At 61.6% G+C, this 19,008-nt stretch carries 20 protein-coding genes and 1 riboswitch; of the genes, 9 read left to right on the forward strand and 11 right to left on the reverse strand.

All coding sequences use genetic code 11. The annotated features are described in order from the left end of the window. Nucleotides 1-291: 291 nt before the first annotated feature. Together WH265_RS04235 and WH265_RS04240 are read left to right on the forward strand one after the other, a co-directional pair. Nucleotides 292-597, forward strand: a complete 306-nt coding sequence (locus WH265_RS04235) for a winged helix-turn-helix transcriptional regulator (protein WP_027010615.1) — start codon at nucleotides 292-294, stop codon at nucleotides 595-597. 113 nt (nucleotides 598-710) lie between these two features. Next, nucleotides 711-1,064, forward strand: coding sequence for an FKBP-type peptidyl-prolyl cis-trans isomerase (locus tag WH265_RS04240; RefSeq protein ID WP_116925004.1), 354 nt, complete (start codon nucleotides 711-713; stop codon nucleotides 1,062-1,064). Nucleotides 1,065-1,164: 100 nt separating this feature from the next. On the opposite strand, the gene WH265_RS04245 is transcribed toward WH265_RS04240, so the two are convergent. Together WH265_RS04245 and WH265_RS04250 are read right to left on the reverse strand one after the other, a co-directional pair. Then, nucleotides 1,165-3,201, reverse strand: coding sequence for a VC_2705 family sodium/solute symporter (locus tag WH265_RS04245; RefSeq protein WP_339557437.1), 2,037 nt, complete (start codon nucleotides 3,199-3,201; stop codon nucleotides 1,165-1,167). After that, nucleotides 3,185-3,463 (reverse strand): hypothetical protein, encoded by a 279-nt coding sequence (locus WH265_RS04250; RefSeq protein ID WP_312988691.1) that lies wholly within the window; start codon nucleotides 3,461-3,463, stop codon nucleotides 3,185-3,187. The genes WH265_RS04245 and WH265_RS04250 overlap by 17 nt, the downstream gene beginning before the upstream one ends. 212 nt (nucleotides 3,464-3,675) lie before the next feature. Between WH265_RS04250 and WH265_RS04255 the strand changes: the two genes are divergently transcribed. From WH265_RS04255 to WH265_RS04270, 4 genes are all read left to right on the forward strand, one after another. Further along, complete coding sequence (locus WH265_RS04255; protein ID WP_027010617.1) at nucleotides 3,676-4,887, forward strand: ABC transporter substrate-binding protein; 1,212 nt, start codon at nucleotides 3,676-3,678, stop codon at nucleotides 4,885-4,887. Nucleotides 4,888-5,036: 149 nt separating this feature from the next. Continuing rightward, nucleotides 5,037-5,987, forward strand: coding sequence for a hypothetical protein (locus WH265_RS04260; RefSeq protein ID WP_339557438.1), 951 nt, complete (start codon nucleotides 5,037-5,039; stop codon nucleotides 5,985-5,987). A gap of 91 nt (nucleotides 5,988-6,078) precedes the next feature. Further along, nucleotides 6,079-6,651 (forward strand): sigma-70 family RNA polymerase sigma factor, encoded by a 573-nt coding sequence (locus WH265_RS04265; protein ID WP_339557439.1) that lies wholly within the window; start codon nucleotides 6,079-6,081, stop codon nucleotides 6,649-6,651. Next, nucleotides 6,648-7,628, forward strand: a complete 981-nt coding sequence (locus tag WH265_RS04270) for a hypothetical protein (protein WP_339557440.1) — start codon at nucleotides 6,648-6,650, stop codon at nucleotides 7,626-7,628. The genes WH265_RS04265 and WH265_RS04270 overlap by 4 nt, the downstream gene beginning before the upstream one ends. 112 nt (nucleotides 7,629-7,740) lie before the next feature. Here WH265_RS04270 and WH265_RS04275 read toward each other — a convergent pair whose 3' ends face one another. The 5 genes from WH265_RS04275 to WH265_RS04295 form a co-directional block, all read right to left on the reverse strand. Further along, entirely contained in the window at nucleotides 7,741-8,388 is a 648-nt protein-coding gene (locus WH265_RS04275; RefSeq protein ID WP_021027395.1) for a LysE family translocator, read from the reverse strand. Between the two features lie 193 nt (nucleotides 8,389-8,581). Next, nucleotides 8,582-9,439, reverse strand: a complete 858-nt coding sequence (locus tag WH265_RS04280) for a siderophore-interacting protein (RefSeq protein WP_339557441.1) — start codon at nucleotides 9,437-9,439, stop codon at nucleotides 8,582-8,584. A 289-nt stretch (nucleotides 9,440-9,728) separates the two neighbouring features. Next, the gene (locus WH265_RS04285; protein WP_339517550.1) at nucleotides 9,729-10,334 is read right to left on the reverse strand and encodes a lipocalin family protein; all 606 of its coding nucleotides are present in this window, start codon (nucleotides 10,332-10,334) and stop codon (nucleotides 9,729-9,731) included. Between the two features lie 131 nt (nucleotides 10,335-10,465). Next, nucleotides 10,466-10,966: an MgtC/SapB family protein gene (locus WH265_RS04290; RefSeq protein ID WP_339517549.1), complete on the reverse strand. Its 501-nt coding sequence runs from the start codon at nucleotides 10,964-10,966 to the stop codon at nucleotides 10,466-10,468. A 105-nt stretch (nucleotides 10,967-11,071) separates the two neighbouring features. After that, nucleotides 11,072-11,281, reverse strand: a complete 210-nt coding sequence (locus tag WH265_RS04295; RefSeq protein WP_021027398.1) for a CsbD family protein — start codon at nucleotides 11,279-11,281, stop codon at nucleotides 11,072-11,074. A gap of 277 nt (nucleotides 11,282-11,558) precedes the next feature. Here WH265_RS04295 and WH265_RS04300 point away from each other — a divergent pair, with 277 nt between their 5' ends. Together WH265_RS04300 and WH265_RS04305 are read left to right on the forward strand one after the other, a co-directional pair. Beyond that, on the forward strand, nucleotides 11,559-11,783 hold the full coding sequence (locus WH265_RS04300) for a hypothetical protein (protein ID WP_312989120.1): 225 nt from the start codon (nucleotides 11,559-11,561) through the stop codon (nucleotides 11,781-11,783). A 205-nt stretch (nucleotides 11,784-11,988) separates the two neighbouring features. Further along, a complete protein-coding gene (locus tag WH265_RS04305; RefSeq protein ID WP_312989121.1) occupies nucleotides 11,989-12,285 on the forward strand; it encodes a DNA-directed RNA polymerase subunit alpha C-terminal domain-containing protein in 297 nt (98 codons plus the stop codon). Nucleotides 12,286-12,338: 53 nt separating this feature from the next. Here WH265_RS04305 and WH265_RS04310 read toward each other — a convergent pair whose 3' ends face one another. After that, entirely contained in the window at nucleotides 12,339-13,577 is a 1,239-nt protein-coding gene (locus tag WH265_RS04310) for a voltage-gated chloride channel family protein (RefSeq protein ID WP_339557442.1), read from the reverse strand. 81 nt (nucleotides 13,578-13,658) lie between these two features. After that, nucleotides 13,659-13,724, reverse strand: a riboswitch (Fluoride riboswitch). Nucleotides 13,725-13,906: 182 nt separating this feature from the next. Between WH265_RS04310 and WH265_RS04315 the strand changes: the two genes are divergently transcribed. Further along, complete coding sequence (locus WH265_RS04315) at nucleotides 13,907-15,247, forward strand: serine hydrolase domain-containing protein (RefSeq protein ID WP_339557443.1); 1,341 nt, start codon at nucleotides 13,907-13,909, stop codon at nucleotides 15,245-15,247. Between the two features lie 1,146 nt (nucleotides 15,248-16,393). Here WH265_RS04315 and WH265_RS04320 read toward each other — a convergent pair. The 3 genes from WH265_RS04320 to WH265_RS04330 all read right to left on the reverse strand — a co-directional run bounded on the left by WH265_RS04320 (nucleotide 16,394) and on the right by WH265_RS04330 (nucleotide 18,776). After that, nucleotides 16,394-16,555: a hypothetical protein gene (locus WH265_RS04320; RefSeq protein ID WP_339557444.1), complete on the reverse strand. Its 162-nt coding sequence runs from the start codon at nucleotides 16,553-16,555 to the stop codon at nucleotides 16,394-16,396. A 1,213-nt stretch (nucleotides 16,556-17,768) separates the two neighbouring features. Next, a complete protein-coding gene (locus tag WH265_RS04325) occupies nucleotides 17,769-18,140 on the reverse strand; it encodes a protease complex subunit PrcB family protein (protein ID WP_339557445.1) in 372 nt (123 codons plus the stop codon). 393 nt (nucleotides 18,141-18,533) lie between these two features. Beyond that, nucleotides 18,534-18,776, reverse strand: a complete 243-nt coding sequence (locus WH265_RS04330; RefSeq protein ID WP_339557446.1) for a hypothetical protein — start codon at nucleotides 18,774-18,776, stop codon at nucleotides 18,534-18,536. Between the last annotated feature and the right edge of the window lie 232 nt (nucleotides 18,777-19,008).

Below are 19,008 nucleotides of genomic sequence, written 5' to 3' on the forward strand. Positions count from 1 at the left end.
ACCAGACAGCTGCCAGACCGCTATAAAACCGGGCGCCCGCCCGGCTGCGCACAGGTGCCACTTCTGCGCTGCAGCGCCTTGCGGACGGCCTTTGCACACTCAAAAACCGTAGCAATTGAACAACACTTCCGCTGCCGCCTGGGTCCAATCGTCAGCTGCGCCTATACATCGTGGATGAAGAGCTATTAAACTTGTAGCAGATGTTGCCGCGACGCTGATCGCACCCTCTCAGTGGATTTGCATGCGAAGGCCTGGGCCTCGCTCCTCAACACAGCGCAAGGAGACCCTTACATGAGCGCCAAGGAAAACACCGCCATCAACCAGCTCTTCGAGCGGTTGGAGTGCCGCTACGCTTTGCGTGTGCTCTGGGCATTGCGGGACGGACATCCCCAGACCTTCCGCTTGCTGCAAGACAGCGTGGGCGGCATCACGCCCAATACGCTCAACACCCGCATCAAGGAGCTGCGCGAGGCCGGCTTTCTCGACCACAACAGCGACGGCTACACCGTCACCCCCTCGGGGCAGGACCTGCTCAAGCGCCTGTCCGATGTGCAGGCCTTTGCCACGCGCTGGGTGGCAGCGCAGACCAAGAAGTAAATTCCTGCCCGCCGAGGCCCTTTTTTGCCCCCTGGAGCCCGCCTTGTGCGGGCTCTGTGTTTGGCAGACGGGTATGATCGCTGCTGGTAGCAAAGCACTCACAAAGGATTTACATGACCACCGTCACCACCCCCTCCGGCCTGCAGTACGAAGACACGGAAGTTGGCACCGGCGCCGAAGCGGCCAAGGGCCAACAAGTCACCGTGCACTACACCGGCTGGCTCTTCAACAATGGCGAGCAAGGCGCCAAGTTCGACTCCAGCAAGGACCGCAATGACCCCTTCGTGTTCCCCCTGGGCGCCGGCATGGTCATCAAGGGCTGGGACGAAGGCGTGCAGGGCATGAAGGTGGGCGGCAAGCGCACGCTGATCATCCCCGCTGAATTGGGCTATGGTGCACGCGGCGCAGGCGGCGTGATTCCTCCCAACGCCACGCTCAAGTTTGACGTGGAACTGCTGAAGGTCTAAGCGACGCAGGGCCCCTGGCCTGTGATCCACACCGTCCCAAAAACTGCACATGGCGCCCAGCCTGTGCAGTTTTTTCATATCCGGGCCCGCCTGGTGGAGGCTATTTGGCCAGGGGCGCGGACTGCCTGGTGCAGCAGCTCACCGCCCAGGTCACGAACACGCCCAATGGCACGCCAAACACCGCCGCCAGCGTGGGCTGGATGCCCCACCACAGATGGGCCGAGGCCTGCGCCCCGGGCGCCAGGCTGTTGATTGGCATGTTGACGACCATGTAGTACAAGGTGATGCCCAGGCCCGCAGCCATGCCGCACACGGCGCCCCGCCGCGTCGCGCCGCGCCAGTACAGGCCCAGCAGCATGGCCGGCACAAAGGCCGCAGCAGCGATCGAGAACGAGGCCGACACCAGCACCAAAATGCCCGAGCTGCGCACCGAGGCGACGGCCGCGGCCGCAAGCGCCACCAGCAGCAAAGTGAACTTGGACAGAATCACGCGCTGCTGCGGCGTGACCGACTTGCCCCGCTCGACCAGGTAGAGATCGCGCACCAGCGCATTGCTGATGGTCAGCAGCAGACCGTCGGCCGTCGATAGCGCAGCGGCCAGCCCGCCGGCCGCCACCAGGCCCGAGACCACAAACGGCAGGCCGCCCAGCTCGGGCGTGGCCAGCATGATCAGGTCGGCACCCAAATGGATCTCGCCCCACTGCACAATGCCGTCGCCGTTCACATCCTCGATCGACAGCAAGGCGTTGTCCATGCGTGTCCACTGCGCAATCCAGGCCGGCAGCGCATCGAAATGGCTGCCCACCAGGCTTTGCATGACCTCCAGCTTGACCAGGGCCGCAAGCGCCGGCGCGCTGGTGTAGAGCAGCACCACAAAGAACAGGGTCCAGACCACCGAGCTGCGCGCAGCGGCCGGGCTGGGCAAGGTGTAGTAGCGGGTGAGCAGATGCGGCAGACCGGCGGTGCCCAGCATCAGGCAGAACATCAGCGCCATGAAGTTGCGCCGCGACAGGCCTTCTTGCTCCTGCGCGCTTTGCTCGGAGCCCAGCATCGGCGCATAGGGCAAGGTGTGCTGCGGCATGCCGCCCAGCGGCTGGGCGCGGGCATAGTTCTCACGCATCGCCGCCGTCCACAGCTCGCGCGCGCTCGCCTCGTCGTGCGGCAGCGCTGCCAGCTCGCGCCCGGCAGCCAGCACCTGGTTCAGGTCGGCATTGCTGATGCGCAGCTGCTGCACCTTCTCCTGCAGGCGCGTGCGCTCGGCCTCCAGCGCGGCGGGAATATTGCGCAGCCGCGATTCATACAGCATGCCCTTTTGCAAAAACACCAGCTCCACATCGCGCTCGGCCGAATCGCTCAGCAGCCCCTTCTCGTAATCGGCGATTTTGCCCAGATCCTGGGTGTAGGCCACGGCTGCGACCGGGCTGCCCAGGCGCTGGTAGGCCAGCCAGGAGACCGGAATCAGAAAGGCCAGCAGGATCATCACGTACTGCGCGACCTGGGTCCAGGTGATGGCGCGCATGCCGCCCAGAAAGGAGCAGACCAGCACGCCGCCCAGGCCCAGCATGATGCCGATTTCGAACTGCACGCCGGTCAGCCGCGAGGCGATCAGGCCCACCGCATAGATCTGCGCCACCACATAGGAAAACGAGCACATCACCGCAGCGACGGCGGCAATCACGCGCGGCCAGCGCCCGCCATAACGCAGCTGGAAAAAATCAGGCAAGGTGTAGAGATTGAGCGCGCGCAGCTGCGGCGCAATCAGCAGCGCCACCAGCACAAAGCCGCCGCTCCAGCCCAGCAGATAGGCCAGTCCCCCGGCTTGCTGGCTGGTGCCGGCAAAGCCCTGCAAATACAGCGCACCCGACAGCGACAAAAAGGACGCCGCGCTCATCCAGTCGGCCGCGGTGGCCATGCCGTTGTAGACCGGCGGAATGCGGCGCCCCGCGACGTAGTACTCCTCCGAATCGGCCGTGCGCCCCCAGACACCAATGGCCGCATACATCATCACCGGCACAAACAGAAAGAGCGGCCCGATCCACTGGCGCGACAGACCGGCGCGCTCGGCCCAGGCCACCAGGCCGATGAAGCAGCCCAGGCCCAGCAGGTACAGCACAAAGAACTTATGGTTTCGTGCCATGGTCAGTGCGGGCAACCTGCACGTCTTTCTCCGGATGGCGGTGCATGTACAAGGCATAGCCGGCAACCAGCAGCACATACAGCACCGGCAGCACCGATGCCCCATACAGGTAGGCCGTGCCATGGCCCCAGATCGCATCGATCTCGGGCGCCCAGTACAGGCCGCCAAAGGTGCTGAGCACCAGCACCAGCAAGACCAGCAGCTTCATCGCGTTGAGCGGCATGGGTTCAAAAGGGGCAGGGTTGGGGTGCGAGGAATCCATCGGGGCCTTTCAAGCCGAATGACTGAGACAGCAGCGGGCTGCAGCCAGCATTCTTGCATTTTGTCGCAGATGGGACTGGTTTGCCCAGCGCCCTAGGGGAAGCACCGTGATCACCCGCGACATCGCTTTTGATAATGCCTGCACAGGCCTGGGCCGCGCTGCAGCAAAGCCCGGCACTGCCAACGACGACAAAAAACAGACAGGAGACAAGCATGACCCTTCGCACATCCACCGCTGCTGCCAGCTTGCTGGCATGCGCCACCTTGGCCGTCCAGGCCGCCGGCATCTCCGATGACAAGGTCAGGATCGGCGTGCTCAGCGACATGTCGGGCCAGTACGCAGACTCGGGCGGCAAAGGCTCGGTCGAGGCGGCCAAGATGGCGGTCGAAGACTTTGGCGCCAAGGTACTGGGCAAGCCGGTGGAAGTGGTCTTTGCCGACCACCAGAACAAGGCCGATATCGGCGGCACCAAGGCACGCCAGTGGTGGGATGCCGAAGGCGTGGACATGATCGTCGACATCAACAACTCGGCCATCGCCGGCGCGGTGTTCACGATGGCCAAGGAGCGCGGCAAGGTCGCCATCAGCACGGGCGCGCTGTCCACCGGGCTGACCAATGAATTCTGCGGCCCCACCTCGATCCACTACACGGTCGATTCGTACTCGCTGGGCAAGTCGGCGGTGCAAAGTATCCTGGCCCAGGGCAAGAAGGACTGGTACATCGTGGCCGTCGATTACGCCTACGGCAAGGTGACGGCAGCCACGGTCACCGACTTCGTCAAGGAAGGGGGCGGCAAGGTGCTGGGCACCGTCTACCACCCCTTCAATGCCAGCGATTTCTCGTCCTTCATGATGCAGGCCCAGGCCAGCAAGGCCCAGGTGATCGCGCTGGCCAATGCCACGCAGGACACCGTCAACTCCATCAAGACGGCGCGCGAGTTCGGCATGACCAAGAACCTCACCTTTGTGCCCCAGCTCATCTACATCAACGATGCCCATGCGATGGGGCTGGAGCTGGGCCAGGGCCTGACCTTTGCGACCGCGTTCTACTGGGACCGCAACGATGCCTCGCGCGAATGGGCTAAGAAATACCAGGCCCGCATGAAGAAGATGCCCTCGATGAACCAGGCCAGTGTCTACTCGGCCGTCACCCAGTACCTCAAGGCCATCGAGGCGGCGGGCACCGACGACGGCCTGGCCGTGACCAAGCAGCTCAAGACCATGAAGATCAACGACATGTTCTCGCAAAACGGCTATGTGCGCGAAGACGGCCGCATGGTGCATGACATGTTCCTGGTGCAGATGAAGACGCCCAAGGAATCCAAGGGCCCCTGGGACTACTACAAGATCCTCGACACCATCCCGGGCGAGCAGGCCTTCCAGCCGCTGTCCAAGAGCACCTGCTCGCTGGTCACGCAGAAGTAAGCGGCTGCAGCGCAGGCGCCGTGGGAGCGCCTGCAAGTACACCTGCCAAGGCGACTTACAAATAAATACGATTGCGGGCGGGGTCCTTTAACCCCTTGCGGGCGGGCAGCGCGATTCAGGGCAGACCACCACTTCTGCAGCGCCCTGCCATGCACACCATCCTCCCCCCCGCCCCTGCTTCGTGCCGCGCACGCAAGCCCCGTAGCCTCCACGCACTGGCCTCACTGACCTTGTTTGCCAGCAGCCTGCTGGGCAGCCTGCCCGCGCAGGCCAGCCCACTGGCCGATGTGCAAATCATCGACCGCAGCAGCGGCCAGCGCCTGCCGCTGTACTACCACCAGGGCGAGTACTGGGTGGCAGGCCAGCCGGGCAGCAGCTATGCGGTCGATATCAACAACCGCAGCCGGGGCCGCATCCTGGCTGTGCTCAGCATTGATGGCATCAATGCCATCAGCGGCCAGACTGCGGCGGCCGTGCCCGACGATGGCTATGTGCTGGGCAGCGGCCAGCAATGGGCCATCGCAGGCTGGCGCAAGAGCGACCAGCAGGTGGCGGCCTTCTATTTCTCGCACAGCGAAGACGCGTATGCCGCACGCACCGGCCGGCCGCGCGATATTGGCGTGATTGGGGTGGCGGTGTTCCGCGAGCGCGAACCCCGGCCCCAGCCGCCCATCCTGCGCAACCGCGAGGCGCAAAAAAGCACGGCACCGGCCGCCGAAGCCAGCAGCGCCGATAGCGCAGCGCCCGCGATGCCCAGCGCCTCGGTGCAGCCGCCACCAGCCGCTCCTGCGGCATCTGCTGCTCCCAGTGCCTCGGCTGCTGCCCCATCGCGCCAGGCCAGCGCGCCGGCCGCCGCGCCCACACCGGTGGCGCCGCGCCTGGGCACGGGCCATGGCGCGCTGGAGCGCTCCGTCACGCGGACCACGGCGTTCCACAGCGCCAGCAGCAGCCCGGCGCAGATCATCCGCATCCGCTACGACAGCTATGCCAACCTGGTGGCCCAGGGCGTCATCCGCGCGCCGCAGCCCGCCGTGGAGCCAGCGCCCCGCCCCTTTCCAGCATCGCCCTCTGGCTATGTACCTGATCCGCCCGCCTATTGAGGTCTTGCCGCCGCAGGCATCACCGCGCTGCGGCGTGCGATTTTCTCCACAAGGGCCACCAGCGGGTGCAGGCTTTTGCATAATCTGCCGCATGGTAGATGCACTGCAAGACGACCAAGCGCTGATGCTGGCCTACGCTGGCGGCCAAGTCGCGGCGTTCGAGCAGCTCTACCATCGCCACAGCCAGCGCCTGTGGCGCTATTTTTTCCGCAACACCGGCAATGCCGCGCTCGCCGATGACCTGGCGCAGGAGACCTGGTTTGCCGTGGTCGATGGCGCCCAGCGCTACCAACCCCAGGCGCAGTTCACGACCTGGGCTTTTACCCTGGCCCACCACAAACTGGTGGACCACTGGCGCCGCCACAAGGCCCACCGCAGCCTCGATGAAGAGGACAGCGAAGGCATGCGCCTGGCCGAAACCTTGTTTGCCAACTCCGGCTTTGACCCCGAGCGCCTGCAGGGCCGCAAGGACCTGGCGCGTGCTTTGCTCGCTGCCCTGGCCCAGCTGCCGCCCGAACAGCGCGAGGCCTTTTTGCTGCAGGCCGAGGCCGATATGTCGGTGGCCGACATTGCCATGGCTACGCAGGTGACCCAGGAAACCGCCAAAAGCCGCTTGCGCTATGCCCGCGCCAAACTGCGCCAGGCCATCGAGGTGACCGTATGAACGCACCGCAAGAACCCAAGCGGCCCGATGCCCTGGTCGACCTCTACCGCGAGGCCAGCGCGCAGGACGCCGGCCCGAGCGACGCCAGCACGGCGCAGATCCTGGCCCATGCGCGCGCAAAGGCAGCGCAAGGCCCAGCCGCCACGCCCGCCGATCTGGACAGCAGTGGCCAGCAAGGCCAGCACTTCCGAGGCGAAGCCGCCAATGACCGCCGCTGGTGGCTGCAGGCCCTGGGCAGCCTGGCCGCCATTGGCCTGGTCAGCTGGCTGGCGCTGCAGCACCTGAATGAACCCGGCGCGCCGCAGCTGGAGGCGCCCCACATGGACAGCGCGCCCAGCGCTGCGTCGGCACCGCCTCCGCCACCTAGCGCGCCCGCAGCGCCCGCCGCACCTGCTGGTGCTGACAGGGCGGCGAGCCCCGCCAGCGCCAAGATGCGCAGCGAAGCCGCGCCAATGGAAAAGGCAGCAAGCCCTGCCGCCGACGCAGCGCACGCGCCTGCCCCCGCTTCTGCGGCTGGCGCAGGCGCAAGCAGCGCCAACACCGGCCCCGCGCCAGCCATCGCACCTGTGCCGCAGGCAGAGCGCCGCATGCCGTCGGCAGCCGCGCCTACGCCGGTAGCGCCGCCCCTGCCAGCACCTGCGGCCCCCGCTGCAGCCGCCGTTGCACCCGCATACCCTGCTGTCCCACCCGCTGCCAGAACGCAGGCCGCCGAAGAAAAACGCGCGGCCGAACGGCCCGCGCCACCGATGGCCGCAGCACCGGCTGCATCAGAAGCCGCCTCCACACTGCCTGCTGCAGCTACCCTGCCCCCATGCGGCCCCGATCTGGACCCCCAGGCCCTGGCTGAGCAGCGCCGCCGCATCCCTGCCTATGACAAGGCCCTGGCCGCTGGCCTGCCAGCACCTGCGCCGGTGCCGGTATGCCGCCCTGCGCCCGCCCATGAGGCAGAGCCTGCGCAGCCAGTGGACAGCCGCTGAGTCCCCGCCAAGCAGTGTGCAGACATTAAAAAAAACAGGCCCGCATGTCGCAGGCCTGTTGGCTTGGTGTCAGCGAAGATTAGCGAAGGAGTGGCGCAGGATTTAGGCAGCCCTAAGCCATCAGGTCATAAAGCCCATAGCCAAAACCGGCAACGCCAATGGCCAGCAGCAGGCAGGACGCGACCAGCAGGATGCGCTTTTCGCGGGCGGGCGAAATCAAGCTGCGCACCAGGAGCGCAATGAGGCCCAGCATGCTGAAATCCAGCACCACCCAGACAACGGTCAGCACCGCCAGACTGTGGTCGGGCGCAGGCAGCACGCCAATGAACTGCGGCAAGAACGAGGCAAAGAAAATGATGTCCTTGGGGTTGGAGACACCAAGGATAAAGCCCTGGCTGAAGCCGCCTTGCTTGCTGCCGGGGGCCGGTTCCGCAGTCATGGCACTGCCGGGCTCGGCATCCATCGCCCAGGCGTCGCGGATCATGCCCCAGGCGATCCAGACGATGTAGAGGCAGCCCGCCAGGCGCACCAGCTTGAAGGCCGATTCATCGATGACCAGCAAGCCCTTGATCAGCAGCGCCGACAAAAAAATCAGCACCAGCGATGCCAAGTTGGTGCCGCAAATGGTGGCGAATGCATGGCGCATGCCGCCCACCAGGCCGGCTCTAGCCACCAGCAAGGTCACAGGGCCCGGGGTGATCAGCAAGGTAATGACCGACAGCGCAAACAGAAACACCAGCGAAAGATTGAGTTCAGACATGGGCAGCAGAGAGCGGGAAGAACGCGCGCCTGCAGTGCAGGGCAAAAAGGGCGATTGTGCCGCGAAGCACCGCGCAATTCAATGCATTGGGCAGTCACTTGCCGAGCAGCGCCCGCACCCATTAGCCGATAAAAAACCGGGCCGTTTGCCCGGTGAGTGAATGCGGATGGCGCGTGCTTACATCGCCCTGGCGTTAAATCGCAATCCCCAGGTCGTCCCAGTCCGCCAGCTTGCCGCCAGCGGCGGTAAATTTTTGGTAGGCGCTTTGGCGTTCGGCATCGATTTCGGTATTGCTGGCGCCGCGCTTCCAGTAGCCGGCAATCGACACATCGGCCTTGTCCATGCCCAGTTCGGACTGGAAGTACTTGCGCATCGCGCGCATCTCGTCGCGCTCACCCGCACCCCAGACCACATGGCCAGCAGCGTCCTCCAACTGGCGGGCCTGCTGCAGCAGCGGGTCGCGCCCATGACCTGGCAAGCGCTGCAGCTGCAGGCCAGCCACCCGTGGCAGCTCCGCAATCCCATGCAGATCGTCGCTGGCAATCCAGCCTACGCCGCCCAGCCCTGCGGGCCAACGTTGCAAGATCGAGTAGAGCGCGGGCAGGCCCGAATCATCACAGAACAGCGCCACAGGCCGGCCCTTGGCGTCGGGCAGCACGATGTTGACACGGGGGCCTGTCAGCCGTACCTGCTGGCCAATGGCGGCCTGCGCAGCCCAGCGCATCATGGGGCTGTCACCGCCATGCATCACCACATCAAACTCGGCGCAGCGCGTTTGCGGCGCAAAGCTTCGCACGGTATAGACGCGCGAAACCGCAGGGGCCTCAAGATCCGGATAGACGCGAAAAGCCACATTGGCCTCGTCCCAGACCGGGTCGTTGCCGACATCGCCCAGATGCATGCCCACCCGCAAGGTGTGGGGCGACGGGCGCTGCAGCGAGACGATGGTGGCGTCGATCTGGTGCAGGCCGCGCTGGTGCTCCTGGTCACGGGGCGCCTGCACGGCCACTGGGCTGGAAGATGGGTTGGGAGAAGCGGAGGAATGGGACATCGATACACAGACCGCATGGGCCATCGGATGCGTGGAGAAAAGAGCTTGGCTGGCTGACAGACCGCAAGGGCCTGTCGGTGGCTAGCAAAAACGACCTTGGAGACGCTGCGGTCCCGGGTCGCCCCACGATGAAACGGATGCAAAGAGCCGCGCTGTGGCTGACGCTCTCGATGGCTGGATCATAAACCAGTTGAGAATGAATATCATTTAATACCCATGCCTTTCGCGCAGCCTTTGCAGCGGCTTTGCAGCGGCTATGCAGCGGCTATGCAGCGGCTATGCAGCCATCTTACGCCGCCTTGCTGCTCTCGACCATCTCCAGCGCCGCGCCATGCGGCACCCGGATCAGCCGATGGGCATCGACCCCATTGCTGGCGGCGATGGCCACCAGGCGTGTGTAGGCAGCTTCGTCGATGCTCGGCGTGCGCGACAGAATCCAGGCGTACTTGGCCGCATCACCGACCACCACGGCGTGTCCTGCATCATGGTCGACATAGACCACATGGTAGCCCGCATACAAGGGGCGAAAGAACGACACCTTGAGCGAGCCCACCTCGGGGCCGGACAGCAGCTTGGCCACGGCAGTGGCCGACTTCCATTGACCGCGTTCGGGGTCAAAGCCACGGTTGGTGACCTGCACCGTGCCGTCGTCCTGCAGGCAGTAGTCAGCGGTGCAAGAGGTCAGACCGCGCTCAAACACATAGTCAATCCGCGCCAGCTCATACCAGTGGCCCATGTACTGCTCGGCATCAAAGTCCTGCACGGGACGAACATTCTTGGGCACCCGCACCCGCTGGCCGGTGTACCACAGGGCTGACACGGCAGCCGTCAAGGCCATGGCCAGCGGCAGGGAGGAGGTTCTGGAGGAGGCCGATGCCTCAGGTGTGCGGCGCATAAGGGGTTCCTTCATACAAAACCCTTTTGTACCGCCGATGGCAATCCGACTGCGTAGGCCTTGCCACGGCAGCGGCCTAGGTCAATTCCGACACGGGCTTATTGCCCAGGCCATGCGCCGGCACAGCAGCATCAGCTGCCTTTTTTGGGCACCACATTCTTTGGCAGCACCATCAGCACAAACAGCGCAAACAAGGTGCACAAAATGGCGGCGGCCTCTTCACCGGCGCCCACCGCCATACCAATCGCTGCGGTGAACCAGATGCCAGCGGCGGTGGTCAGGCCCTTCACATCCTCGGTGTTTTCCTTGGCGGGTTTCAAAATGGCGCCGGCACCCAAAAAGCCCACGCCGGCGATCAGGCCCTGGATCACGCGGCTGGAATCCATTGGCGTCATGCCCATCAGTTGCGCCACGGCCAAAAAGGTCGCAGCGCCCATGGCCACCAGCATGTGCGTGCGCAAGCCAGCGGCCTTGCCGCTGGCCTCTCTTTCATAGCCCAGCATGCCGCCCAGCAGCGCCGCCAACAGCAGTTTGAAAATAATGCGCGTGGCCTGCGCCAGATCGGTCAGATCAGACAGTTCGCCTGCAACGGTATTGATGATGGTCTGGAATGCGGAGTCAGAAGAATTCATGGCTCGGGCCTTGGTGCATCACGCAGCAAGGCGGCCACGTTCGATGGCCGCCTGCATGCAGAATAAAAAAGGCCTCCCTCGCGAAAGCCAGGGAGGCTGCTTGAATTACCAGCGGTAATTGTTCTTGGTTTCCCAATCCTTGACCTGCTTTTCTGCAGCGTCCTGCGCAATACCTTCGCGCTCCTGGATGCGGCCCACCAGCTGCTCGCGCTGGCCGTCCACCACGTCCAGATCGTCATTGGTCAGCTTGCCCCATTGCTCTTGCACTTTGCCCTTGAATTGCTTCCAGTTGCCTTTGATCGTGTCTTCGTTCATCTGTCACTCCTTGAGGGTTGCGGGTTGGTCGGTTGCTGTGATTCCAGTGTCACACCAACACCGGCCCCGCATTGCAGTCGTGCAAGCAGCATTACCGTAGGGACTCTCCCACAGCTGCCATGCAAGAGCGGCTTTGCGACTTCATCACAACAGAACATGGCTTTGTCTATGGCTATTCCATACCCAGTACATCTTGTAAAGCGCATACTGGGGGTGGCGACGAGGAGCGGCCTCGCATAGAACCGGCATTCCAGCGATATTCAAGGAGTTGAAAGCCATGACTTATGCATCCAAACCCCTTCCGGCTCAGGCACTGAGCCAGGAAGAGATTCAAGCCCGTTATGAAAAGGACAGAATTTCTTATCCAGATGGCGTGCCCGACTCCCGTATCACCTGGATCGAAAGGCCAGAATACAAAGGCAATGAACTCAGTTACCGGGGCCAGAAGCCCAAGACCATCGTGACCTTGGTCAGCTCAGCCAGTCCCTCCATTCCCTCTTAGGGCCATGCCATTTGTGCTGCCCCGCATGGCCCTCCATGGGTGCGCATGGCTCCACCCATCTCCCTCTTCACCAGCCCTCTGCCGAGGGCTTTTTCATGCCTGCAGCGGCATGCGCTGCATCTCGCACTGCGCCCCAGGGTTGTAAGCTTGTATTAGGACTGGGGTGCTAGCATCAAGACTCGCAACACAACCCTGTCTGTATCTGATGTCTCCGCTGAACGATGCGCAAGCCGCGCACGCCACACCGCTTGCAGGAAAGCTCTCCAACCGCGCATTCAACGCCCTGGCCCGCCACAACATCACGACCGTGGAAGAAGTCATCGCCGCCTATCCCGAGCGGCTGCTCAAACTGGCAGGCTTTGGCCTGCAGTCGCTGCGCGAGGTCGAGGCCGTGTTCTTTCCCGGTCAGTGCTATCTGGCCGAGCTCAAAGATGGGCAGCGCCCCACCAAGAAGATGCATGGTGCCCCGCTGGCTGCCCTGGGCCTGAGCCCAGCGGTCTGAGCCGCTGCCTGGCCAGCTGTGCTCAGACAGCCCCCGGCCAAACCACCGCCCCGTTAGTCCTGGCGCTGGCCATATTTGTGCTGAGCGATGCGTTGGGCCTGGTAGATGCCAGCGTGTCCTGAGAACAGGTAGGCCGCCACGCAGGCGATCGCCGCAAAGGGCCCGATCTGCGGACCAAACAGCTCCAGCGCCATCAAGGTGGTGGCGATGGGCGTATTCGCGGCACCGGCAAAGACGGCGACAAAGCCCAAGCCCGCCATCATGCCCAGCGGCATCTGCAGCAGTGGCGCCAACGCATTGCCCAACGTGGCGCCGATGTAGAACAGCGGCGTGACCTCCCCACCCTTGAAACCACTGCCGATGGAGACCACCGTCATCAGCAGCTTGCCCAGAAAATCCCAGGGCCGCACGGGGCCCTCAAAGGCCTGCACGATCTCGGTAATGCCCAGCCCGGTATAGCGGTAGGCATCGCATGCCCACACGGCTGCGGCGATGACCAGACCGCCGATAAAAGGCTGCATCGGCGCATAGACCACGCGCTTCTTCATGAAGGCACCAAGCCTGCGCGTAGCCGTGGCAAAGAGCATGCCCACCAGCCCAAACAGAATGCCGGCAATCGCAACGGCCAGCACCGGCCACCAGCCCATGGGGGCCAATACGCCCAAGGCGTAATGCGTGTGGTGGATGCCCCAGGCCAGGCTGATCTGGTCAGCAAGGAGCGCTGCCACCACACAAGGCAGCAGCGCCTCATACCGCATGCGCCCAATAGCCACCACCTCCATCCCAAAGATGGCCCCCGCCAGCGGCGTGCCAAACACCGATGCAAAGCCCGCGCTGATGCCCGCCATCAGCAGCAGGGGCCGATCCTGCGCGGCGAGGCGAAAGCGCTGGCTCAGCTGGTCTGCCAGCGCCCCGCCCATCTGCACGGCCGTGCCCTCGCGCCCCACCGAGGCGCCAAACAGATGCGATAGCACCGTGCTGACCAAGGCCAGCGGCACCATGCGCAAAGGCAGCGTATTTTTGGGCGCATGCACTTCGTCCATGATGAGGTTGACGCCACCTTCGGCAGACTTGCCCAGGCGCTGGTAGACCCAGCCCACGGCCAAGCCCGCCAGCGGCAGCAACCAGACCAGCCAACGGTGCTGGTCGCGCCAGCGCGTTGCCGCGTCAAGCGCACAAAGAAAGACAGCCGAAGCCGTCCCCGCCAAAGCGGCCGCCAGGGCCGACAGCAGCAGCCATTTGCCCAGATGGGGCAGCAGTGCAAGGGGTTCGAGGGTTGAACGTTTGGGCATACAGGTCAAAAGCGCGGGTGCATCGGCCTGACCTGGCAAGAAATGTATACGCGACAACGTCTACAGCCCCGAGCCAGGTCAGGTTCTGTAGACGTCATCAGCCGCATGGCGCGGCGGTTAAGGAGGAACGTCATCTCCTGGGTGGGAGTATAGCGGGGGCCGCGCCTCCCTGCTCACGCTCCTTGGGAAGGTATAGGTCTTGCAGTCGCCTTCCCGCCAAACCATCCATTCAACCGCAGTACGGCGATACATCTTTCGCGCGGCAAAGCCAGCGCGGCTGGCTGCTCTATAAGATACTGCGATCAGCACTACCGCATGGGAGAGAGCACATGGCAGCACCGCAATGGTTGAATCGCAGACCGGGCCTGATCGCCGCATCGCTGTTGCTGGCGCTCAGCGCAGCCGCGGCTCCTGCTTCGCCCTCCCCGCCCTACCCAGACGCCGCCGACAGCGACCCCATCAAACTGGGCTGGATGCAGGGATCGCCACCGCCCGCCGACCGCATTCTTCGCTTTGACGACGGCTCGTATTTCCAATTCCCGGCGATGCGCTGGAGTGTGTCGCACTTTCGCGAGCTGATGCCGACCGTTAATATCTCGCGAGGACTGCGGCCTGCCGCCCCGCTGCCCCGCGCCTTGCGCAGCGATATTGACGATGTGGAATTCAAGCGCCTGGATACCGGTGAAACAATGCGCTGGCGGGACTCGCTGGCCGCCAACTACACCGACGGCATCGTCGTGCTGCACAAGGGCCGCATTGTTTACGAGCGCTATGCCGGCGCACTCCGGCCCGATGGCCAGCATGCGGCGATGTCGGTCACCAAGTCCTTTGTCGGCACCTTGGCTGCGATGCTGGTCGCAGAAGGAACACTGGACCCCGACCGCAAGGCCGCAGACTATGTGCCCGAACTCGCCATGTCTGCCTTTGGCAGCGCCACGGTGCGCCAGGTGATGGACATGACCACCGGCATCCGGTTCAGCGAAGACTATGCCGACCCCAAGGCAGAGGTCTGGGCCCATGCGGCCGCAGGCAATCCACTGCCCAAGCCCAAGGACTTCACAGGCCCCCGCAGCTATTACGAGTTTTTGCAGACGGTCCAGCCGCAAGGCATGCACGGCGAGGCATTTGGCTACCGCACCGCCAATACCGATGCGCTGGGTTGGATCATTGCGCGCGTCAGCGGCCAGTCCGTCGCGCAGCTCTTGTCCAGCCGCATCTGGAGCCGCCTGGGCACCGAGCAGGATGCCTATATGTCCGTCGACGCGACCGGCACCCCATTTGCCGGCGGCGGCTTGAACACGGGCCTGCGAGACCTGGCGCGCTTTGGCGAGATGGTCCGCAACAATGGCTATTTCAATGGCCAGCAAATCATCCCTGCGGCCGCGATCGCCGACATCCGCCAAGGCGGCAGGCGCGCCGATTTTGCCAAAGCCGGCTACGCCCTCTTGCCGGGCTGGAGCTACCGCAATATGTGGTGGGTCACGCACAACGCCCACGGCGCCTTTGCCGCACGCGGCGTGCATGGGCAAGCGCTCTATATCGATCCGACCGCGCAAATGGTCATTGCCCGATACGGCTCGCACCCGGTGGCTGCAAATGCGGCAAATGATCCGACGTCGTTGCCGGCGTTTGAGGCACTGGCGCAGTACTTGATGCGAGCTCGGCGCTGAGGCACTGCGGTGGTCAAGACAAGGAGATTTCTGGACAAGCTCTGCTTGATGGCAGCGTCATCCTCATGGATGACAAAAGGATCGAGCTGAAGCTGCCATAAGCTTGGGCCAACAGGCCATGGTGCCCAGATAGGTGCTGATTGCTGCGCATAGATGCCGGTTGATCATTTGAAGCTTCTATCGTATTTCGCCATAAAAACACCCCATTGGTTGGGCTGGTGTCCAACTTTTGGACTGCATTTCATCAGTGCTTGCTCCCGTATCCTCATCCAGTAGTTGCCACCGATCCGTTCGGTCTATCCTGCCCTGGTATGGCACAGTTTTAGTACTGAGGTCAGCATGGACAATTCAGTCTTTAGCGCCAATATGCCCTTCCTCGGCCATGCCTCTTGGATCTACCAGAGACCGTCCGGAAAAAGCAACGCTGCCCGAAGACCAATGCCACATGGCACTCCTACAATTGGATGATGCGACACCACTGCCCTTACTGCGGCACCTCACTTAAAGGAAAGCTGATCCGGCTAATTCCTGCACCTAATGAGCGTAGGTTTCTTCCTTCTCGTGCTATCCCAATCTGCCGCACCTGCAAAGGCATACTCCAATACAACACGCATCCATCAGAGTTATTCAGTCTCTTGATGTGCCTACCCCTCATCGTATGTCTGTTGTTCAAAGATACGCTGTTCCCCTCTCAGTACACCCTGATTGCATTGTCTGTTTGGCTGTTTGTCTGTCTTGCTGTAGAAATTCATTTACAGGTCAAGTACAAGCGACATTGGCCACGCTACAAAAAATATGAGCCTCCCGGCCCTGCGAGCTCTTGCTGATCAGAAAGAAGTCATGACTTCCTGGCGTGGCAGTTGAATGCCATGAGCTTCATGTTCATATTGATTTCAGTTCAATACAGTCGAACTCGAACAGGCCATCTCGCTCTTCGAGCATACATACAGCCATGAGATTGTGGTTCTAGCGAAGGATGCTATCCACCCGGCAGCGCCGGGGTCTACCGGTGCAACTCGCTTAATATCCCTTCTGGGTTACTGGTCAGGACCGTAAGCATGTAAGCCTGACGCGATCCTCATCAGGCCAGACCTGATCACATCGCTTAGCAATGGACCATACATGGCTTGGAGCCGCCGCCATAGGTCAGGTGGAGTCATCGCAATGGATGGTCTTCCGGTCAAACTTGCCCTTGTGGTTCAGGCAGATAGGCCACTTTGCAAGAGCCACTTCGTCAGTCTCGGTATTCAACAGCAGTACTTGGGCGATCAGCTCTATGCGGACCAGTTTTAAGGGACTGAAAATCATGGCCTACGCCTCATCGCTGCAGCCATACAGATAGCAGCAGTCATGTTGCCTTGATCTTTGGCACAGCGCACTGCGATGCCGTCGGCTCCGCCCTCGATTGAATTCGGGATCAACGGATGACAAAGCATAGTGCAAGCCACTGGAGATTTCATCTCCACCGCCAGCAGCAGTAAGAACCCGAGGCCGTTACCAGCGCGTGCCTGGTTTCCATATGCTCTCTCAAGTCTAAAAGAAAGCCAGCACACCTGCGCCACCAACGCCCCGGGCGCAAGTGTGAACCCGCCCTACATTGCCGGGCAGATGGGGTAGAACAACGCGAATAAGCTATTCATGGCCTATACCAAGCGGATTAACCGCTGGGATCGAGAGCGGGAGAAGCCCCAGCGTGAGCCAATGCCTGCAAATGAAAAAACCGCCCAGAAGGCGGTTTGTTCAAAATAGAAACCTCTGCGAGGTTTCTTACCAAATCCCTGTTATCCTGAAGTCTGGTTCTCTTCAGAGGGAAAATTTGGTAGGCGCGATTGGACTCGAACTAATACAGCAGCCTAGCTAGATCAAGGCCTCAGAGTGAAACAGGGCTAGCTCAACACCCTGGAATCCTCTGAAACACTCGCCAATGTCCCACGAATTTGTCCCCGGCTAGCAGGCCTCTGTCACCCAGCTAATTGCATCCGATCCTTCCCCTGCCTCCAGGCTAACGCAGCTCTGAGGCTGCGACTTCTCTCTCCTCCAGTACCTGGATGATCCTGCGTTTGAAATCTTTGCATACCCCAGGATCAGCGAGCTGCTCTTTCAGCCTTCTGCGCTGGTTAGGGTCCTTGGCCAACCCTTGAAGCCGTGGTGTAGGGTCTGAGTGGCGACCTTTGTTGTGTCTCATGCTGCCTCCAGTTGTTGAGGTGCCAGTGTCGCAAGACCCACAGATTATCTTCTGCGGTCTAATTTCGCAACACCCTTGACGCACAGACCTGGCGCTCAAGTGCGGCCCGGTGTCCACCGCGTCGTCGCCCACCACCGGCTCCAGCGCGAGGCTATCGCCGCTCCGGCGCGGCGCCAGGGCGAGGCGCCTCCCGCCCTAACCGAGCGGAGCCAACGACCATCCACTATCCTTTGGGTCGGTTCAAAAGACAGCGTTAACAACCAACTGTTCTCGCCCCCACCCATACCAAGCCGCCTGAAATCAATGATTTATTTCAAGTCATTTGGCCTAAGGTTTTTATTCATAGACTCTCTCGAACAAAATTGGATATTGAGGTTTCTTTATTTTTATAATTATGTACGGATAAACAACTGCTTGAGTATAAAGCGCAAAATTCTCACGAGAGTTGGCGCGCTCATTTGCACCCCTACTAAAATCCTTGTACTTCAGTGTAATCTGCGATTCCTTTTTATCAAGCTCTAATATTTGAATTCCATATGAAGAATCTGGCCTCAGCCCCAGAAAAACAGCCGCTACAAAGTACTTCTCAAAATCAACAGAAGGAATAGGTTTTTCCGAGTGACGCCGCCACAAATCCTCCCATTCATACTTAGAAGAAATCGTTATTTGCTCAGCGCTCCTTATACCACTGCTACTTCCAGCATCCACGAAATCATAGGGGTACGCACTAGCCCAAACCTGCCGAGAAATAATAAGACAGATAAAAATAAAGCAATATTTCATAATCTTAAAAAATTTCTCATAAATAATAAGAGCAGCGATTCTAGGCTTTGAACAAAGGGCCTCAGAAGAGGATCAATATGCTCTACCGTCTGTAGTGGAGTTGCTGCGCAGCAACTTCGACAGGGACGCCACCGTCCTCTAATTGTGCCGCACGAGCAGAACAGGAGAGTTACCTGCCGCCCTAACCCGGCGAGCCCCCCCACCCTTCGCCGGTATGACCCCGCTGGCAGCACGATCTGTGCAACGCCCCGCACTCTTTGCACGGACCCGCCGCAGGGTGGAAGGGGGAGCACAGATCCGTTTTGAGAAACCGCCGTCCTAACTTCTCTTGCCCAGGCCTGGCGCCCCTGCCGGTATCTCATAATACCTTAAGCGGTTAAACCCCGACACTTTATGAAGCATCTCAACTTTGATTTTTGCTTCAGTCGCAGCAACTTGAATGAGCAGCCTGCTTTTTGCTAATTCAGTTTCAGCAGCAGCAATCTCTGAATGAAGGCGAGCCAAACGCTTCTTCAGTTTTGATAGCTCACTCGGCTTTCGCTTTTTCTTACGTACCGTCATGATCTTTTGCGAGCGCTTAGAAGCAGGCTTAAAACCAGCTTGAAGACGCCTAATGTTGATTTTCTGAACCTCCAGTGTAGGAGGGGAAAAACAACATGGCGGGTCGAGCCTGACTCGACAGTGTCAGTTTGCGTTTCTGTGCAAATCGATGGCATCGGGTCGGATGCCAGGGATGTAAGCTCAACTTACGCCCTATGCGCTGCCAGCTGCAGGCCGTATCCAATGGATCCAC

It is taken from the genome of Comamonas sp. MYb396 (assembly GCF_037479555.1).
Lineage (GTDB): Bacteria > Pseudomonadota > Gammaproteobacteria > Burkholderiales > Burkholderiaceae_C > Comamonas.

Excerpts from the sequence above, each read along its gene's own strand:
- WH265_RS04275 (WP_021027395.1), bottom strand. The coding sequence starts at position 8,388 with ATGTCTGAACTCAATCTTTCGCTGGTGTTTCTGTTTGCGCTGTCGGTC.
- WH265_RS04265 (WP_339557439.1), top strand. The coding sequence starts at position 6,079 with ATGGTAGATGCACTGCAAGACGACCAAGCGCTGATGCTGGCCTACGCT.
- WH265_RS04235 (WP_027010615.1), top strand. The coding sequence starts at position 292 with ATGAGCGCCAAGGAAAACACCGCCATCAACCAGCTCTTCGAGCGGTTG.
- WH265_RS04330 (WP_339557446.1), bottom strand. The coding sequence starts at position 18,776 with ATGACGGTACGTAAGAAAAAGCGAAAGCCGAGTGAGCTATCAAAACTG.
- WH265_RS04285 (WP_339517550.1), bottom strand. The coding sequence starts at position 10,334 with ATGCGCCGCACACCTGAGGCATCGGCCTCCTCCAGAACCTCCTCCCTG.
- WH265_RS04255 (WP_027010617.1), top strand. The coding sequence starts at position 3,676 with ATGACCCTTCGCACATCCACCGCTGCTGCCAGCTTGCTGGCATGCGCC.
- WH265_RS04240 (WP_116925004.1), top strand. The coding sequence starts at position 711 with ATGACCACCGTCACCACCCCCTCCGGCCTGCAGTACGAAGACACGGAA.
- WH265_RS04290 (WP_339517549.1), bottom strand. The coding sequence starts at position 10,966 with ATGAATTCTTCTGACTCCGCATTCCAGACCATCATCAATACCGTTGCA.
- WH265_RS04270 (WP_339557440.1), top strand. The coding sequence starts at position 6,648 with ATGAACGCACCGCAAGAACCCAAGCGGCCCGATGCCCTGGTCGACCTC.
- WH265_RS04245 (WP_339557437.1), bottom strand. The coding sequence starts at position 3,201 with ATGGCACGAAACCATAAGTTCTTTGTGCTGTACCTGCTGGGCCTGGGC.
- WH265_RS04295 (WP_021027398.1), bottom strand. The coding sequence starts at position 11,281 with ATGAACGAAGACACGATCAAAGGCAACTGGAAGCAATTCAAGGGCAAA.
- WH265_RS04305 (WP_312989121.1), top strand. The coding sequence starts at position 11,989 with ATGTCTCCGCTGAACGATGCGCAAGCCGCGCACGCCACACCGCTTGCA.
- WH265_RS04280 (WP_339557441.1), bottom strand. The coding sequence starts at position 9,439 with ATGTCCCATTCCTCCGCTTCTCCCAACCCATCTTCCAGCCCAGTGGCC.
- WH265_RS04250 (WP_312988691.1), bottom strand. The coding sequence starts at position 3,463 with ATGGATTCCTCGCACCCCAACCCTGCCCCTTTTGAACCCATGCCGCTC.
- WH265_RS04320 (WP_339557444.1), bottom strand. The coding sequence starts at position 16,555 with ATGATTTTCAGTCCCTTAAAACTGGTCCGCATAGAGCTGATCGCCCAA.
- WH265_RS04260 (WP_339557438.1), top strand. The coding sequence starts at position 5,037 with ATGCACACCATCCTCCCCCCCGCCCCTGCTTCGTGCCGCGCACGCAAG.
- WH265_RS04310 (WP_339557442.1), bottom strand. The coding sequence starts at position 13,577 with ATGCCCAAACGTTCAACCCTCGAACCCCTTGCACTGCTGCCCCATCTG.
- WH265_RS04315 (WP_339557443.1), top strand. The coding sequence starts at position 13,907 with ATGGCAGCACCGCAATGGTTGAATCGCAGACCGGGCCTGATCGCCGCA.
- WH265_RS04300 (WP_312989120.1), top strand. The coding sequence starts at position 11,559 with ATGACTTATGCATCCAAACCCCTTCCGGCTCAGGCACTGAGCCAGGAA.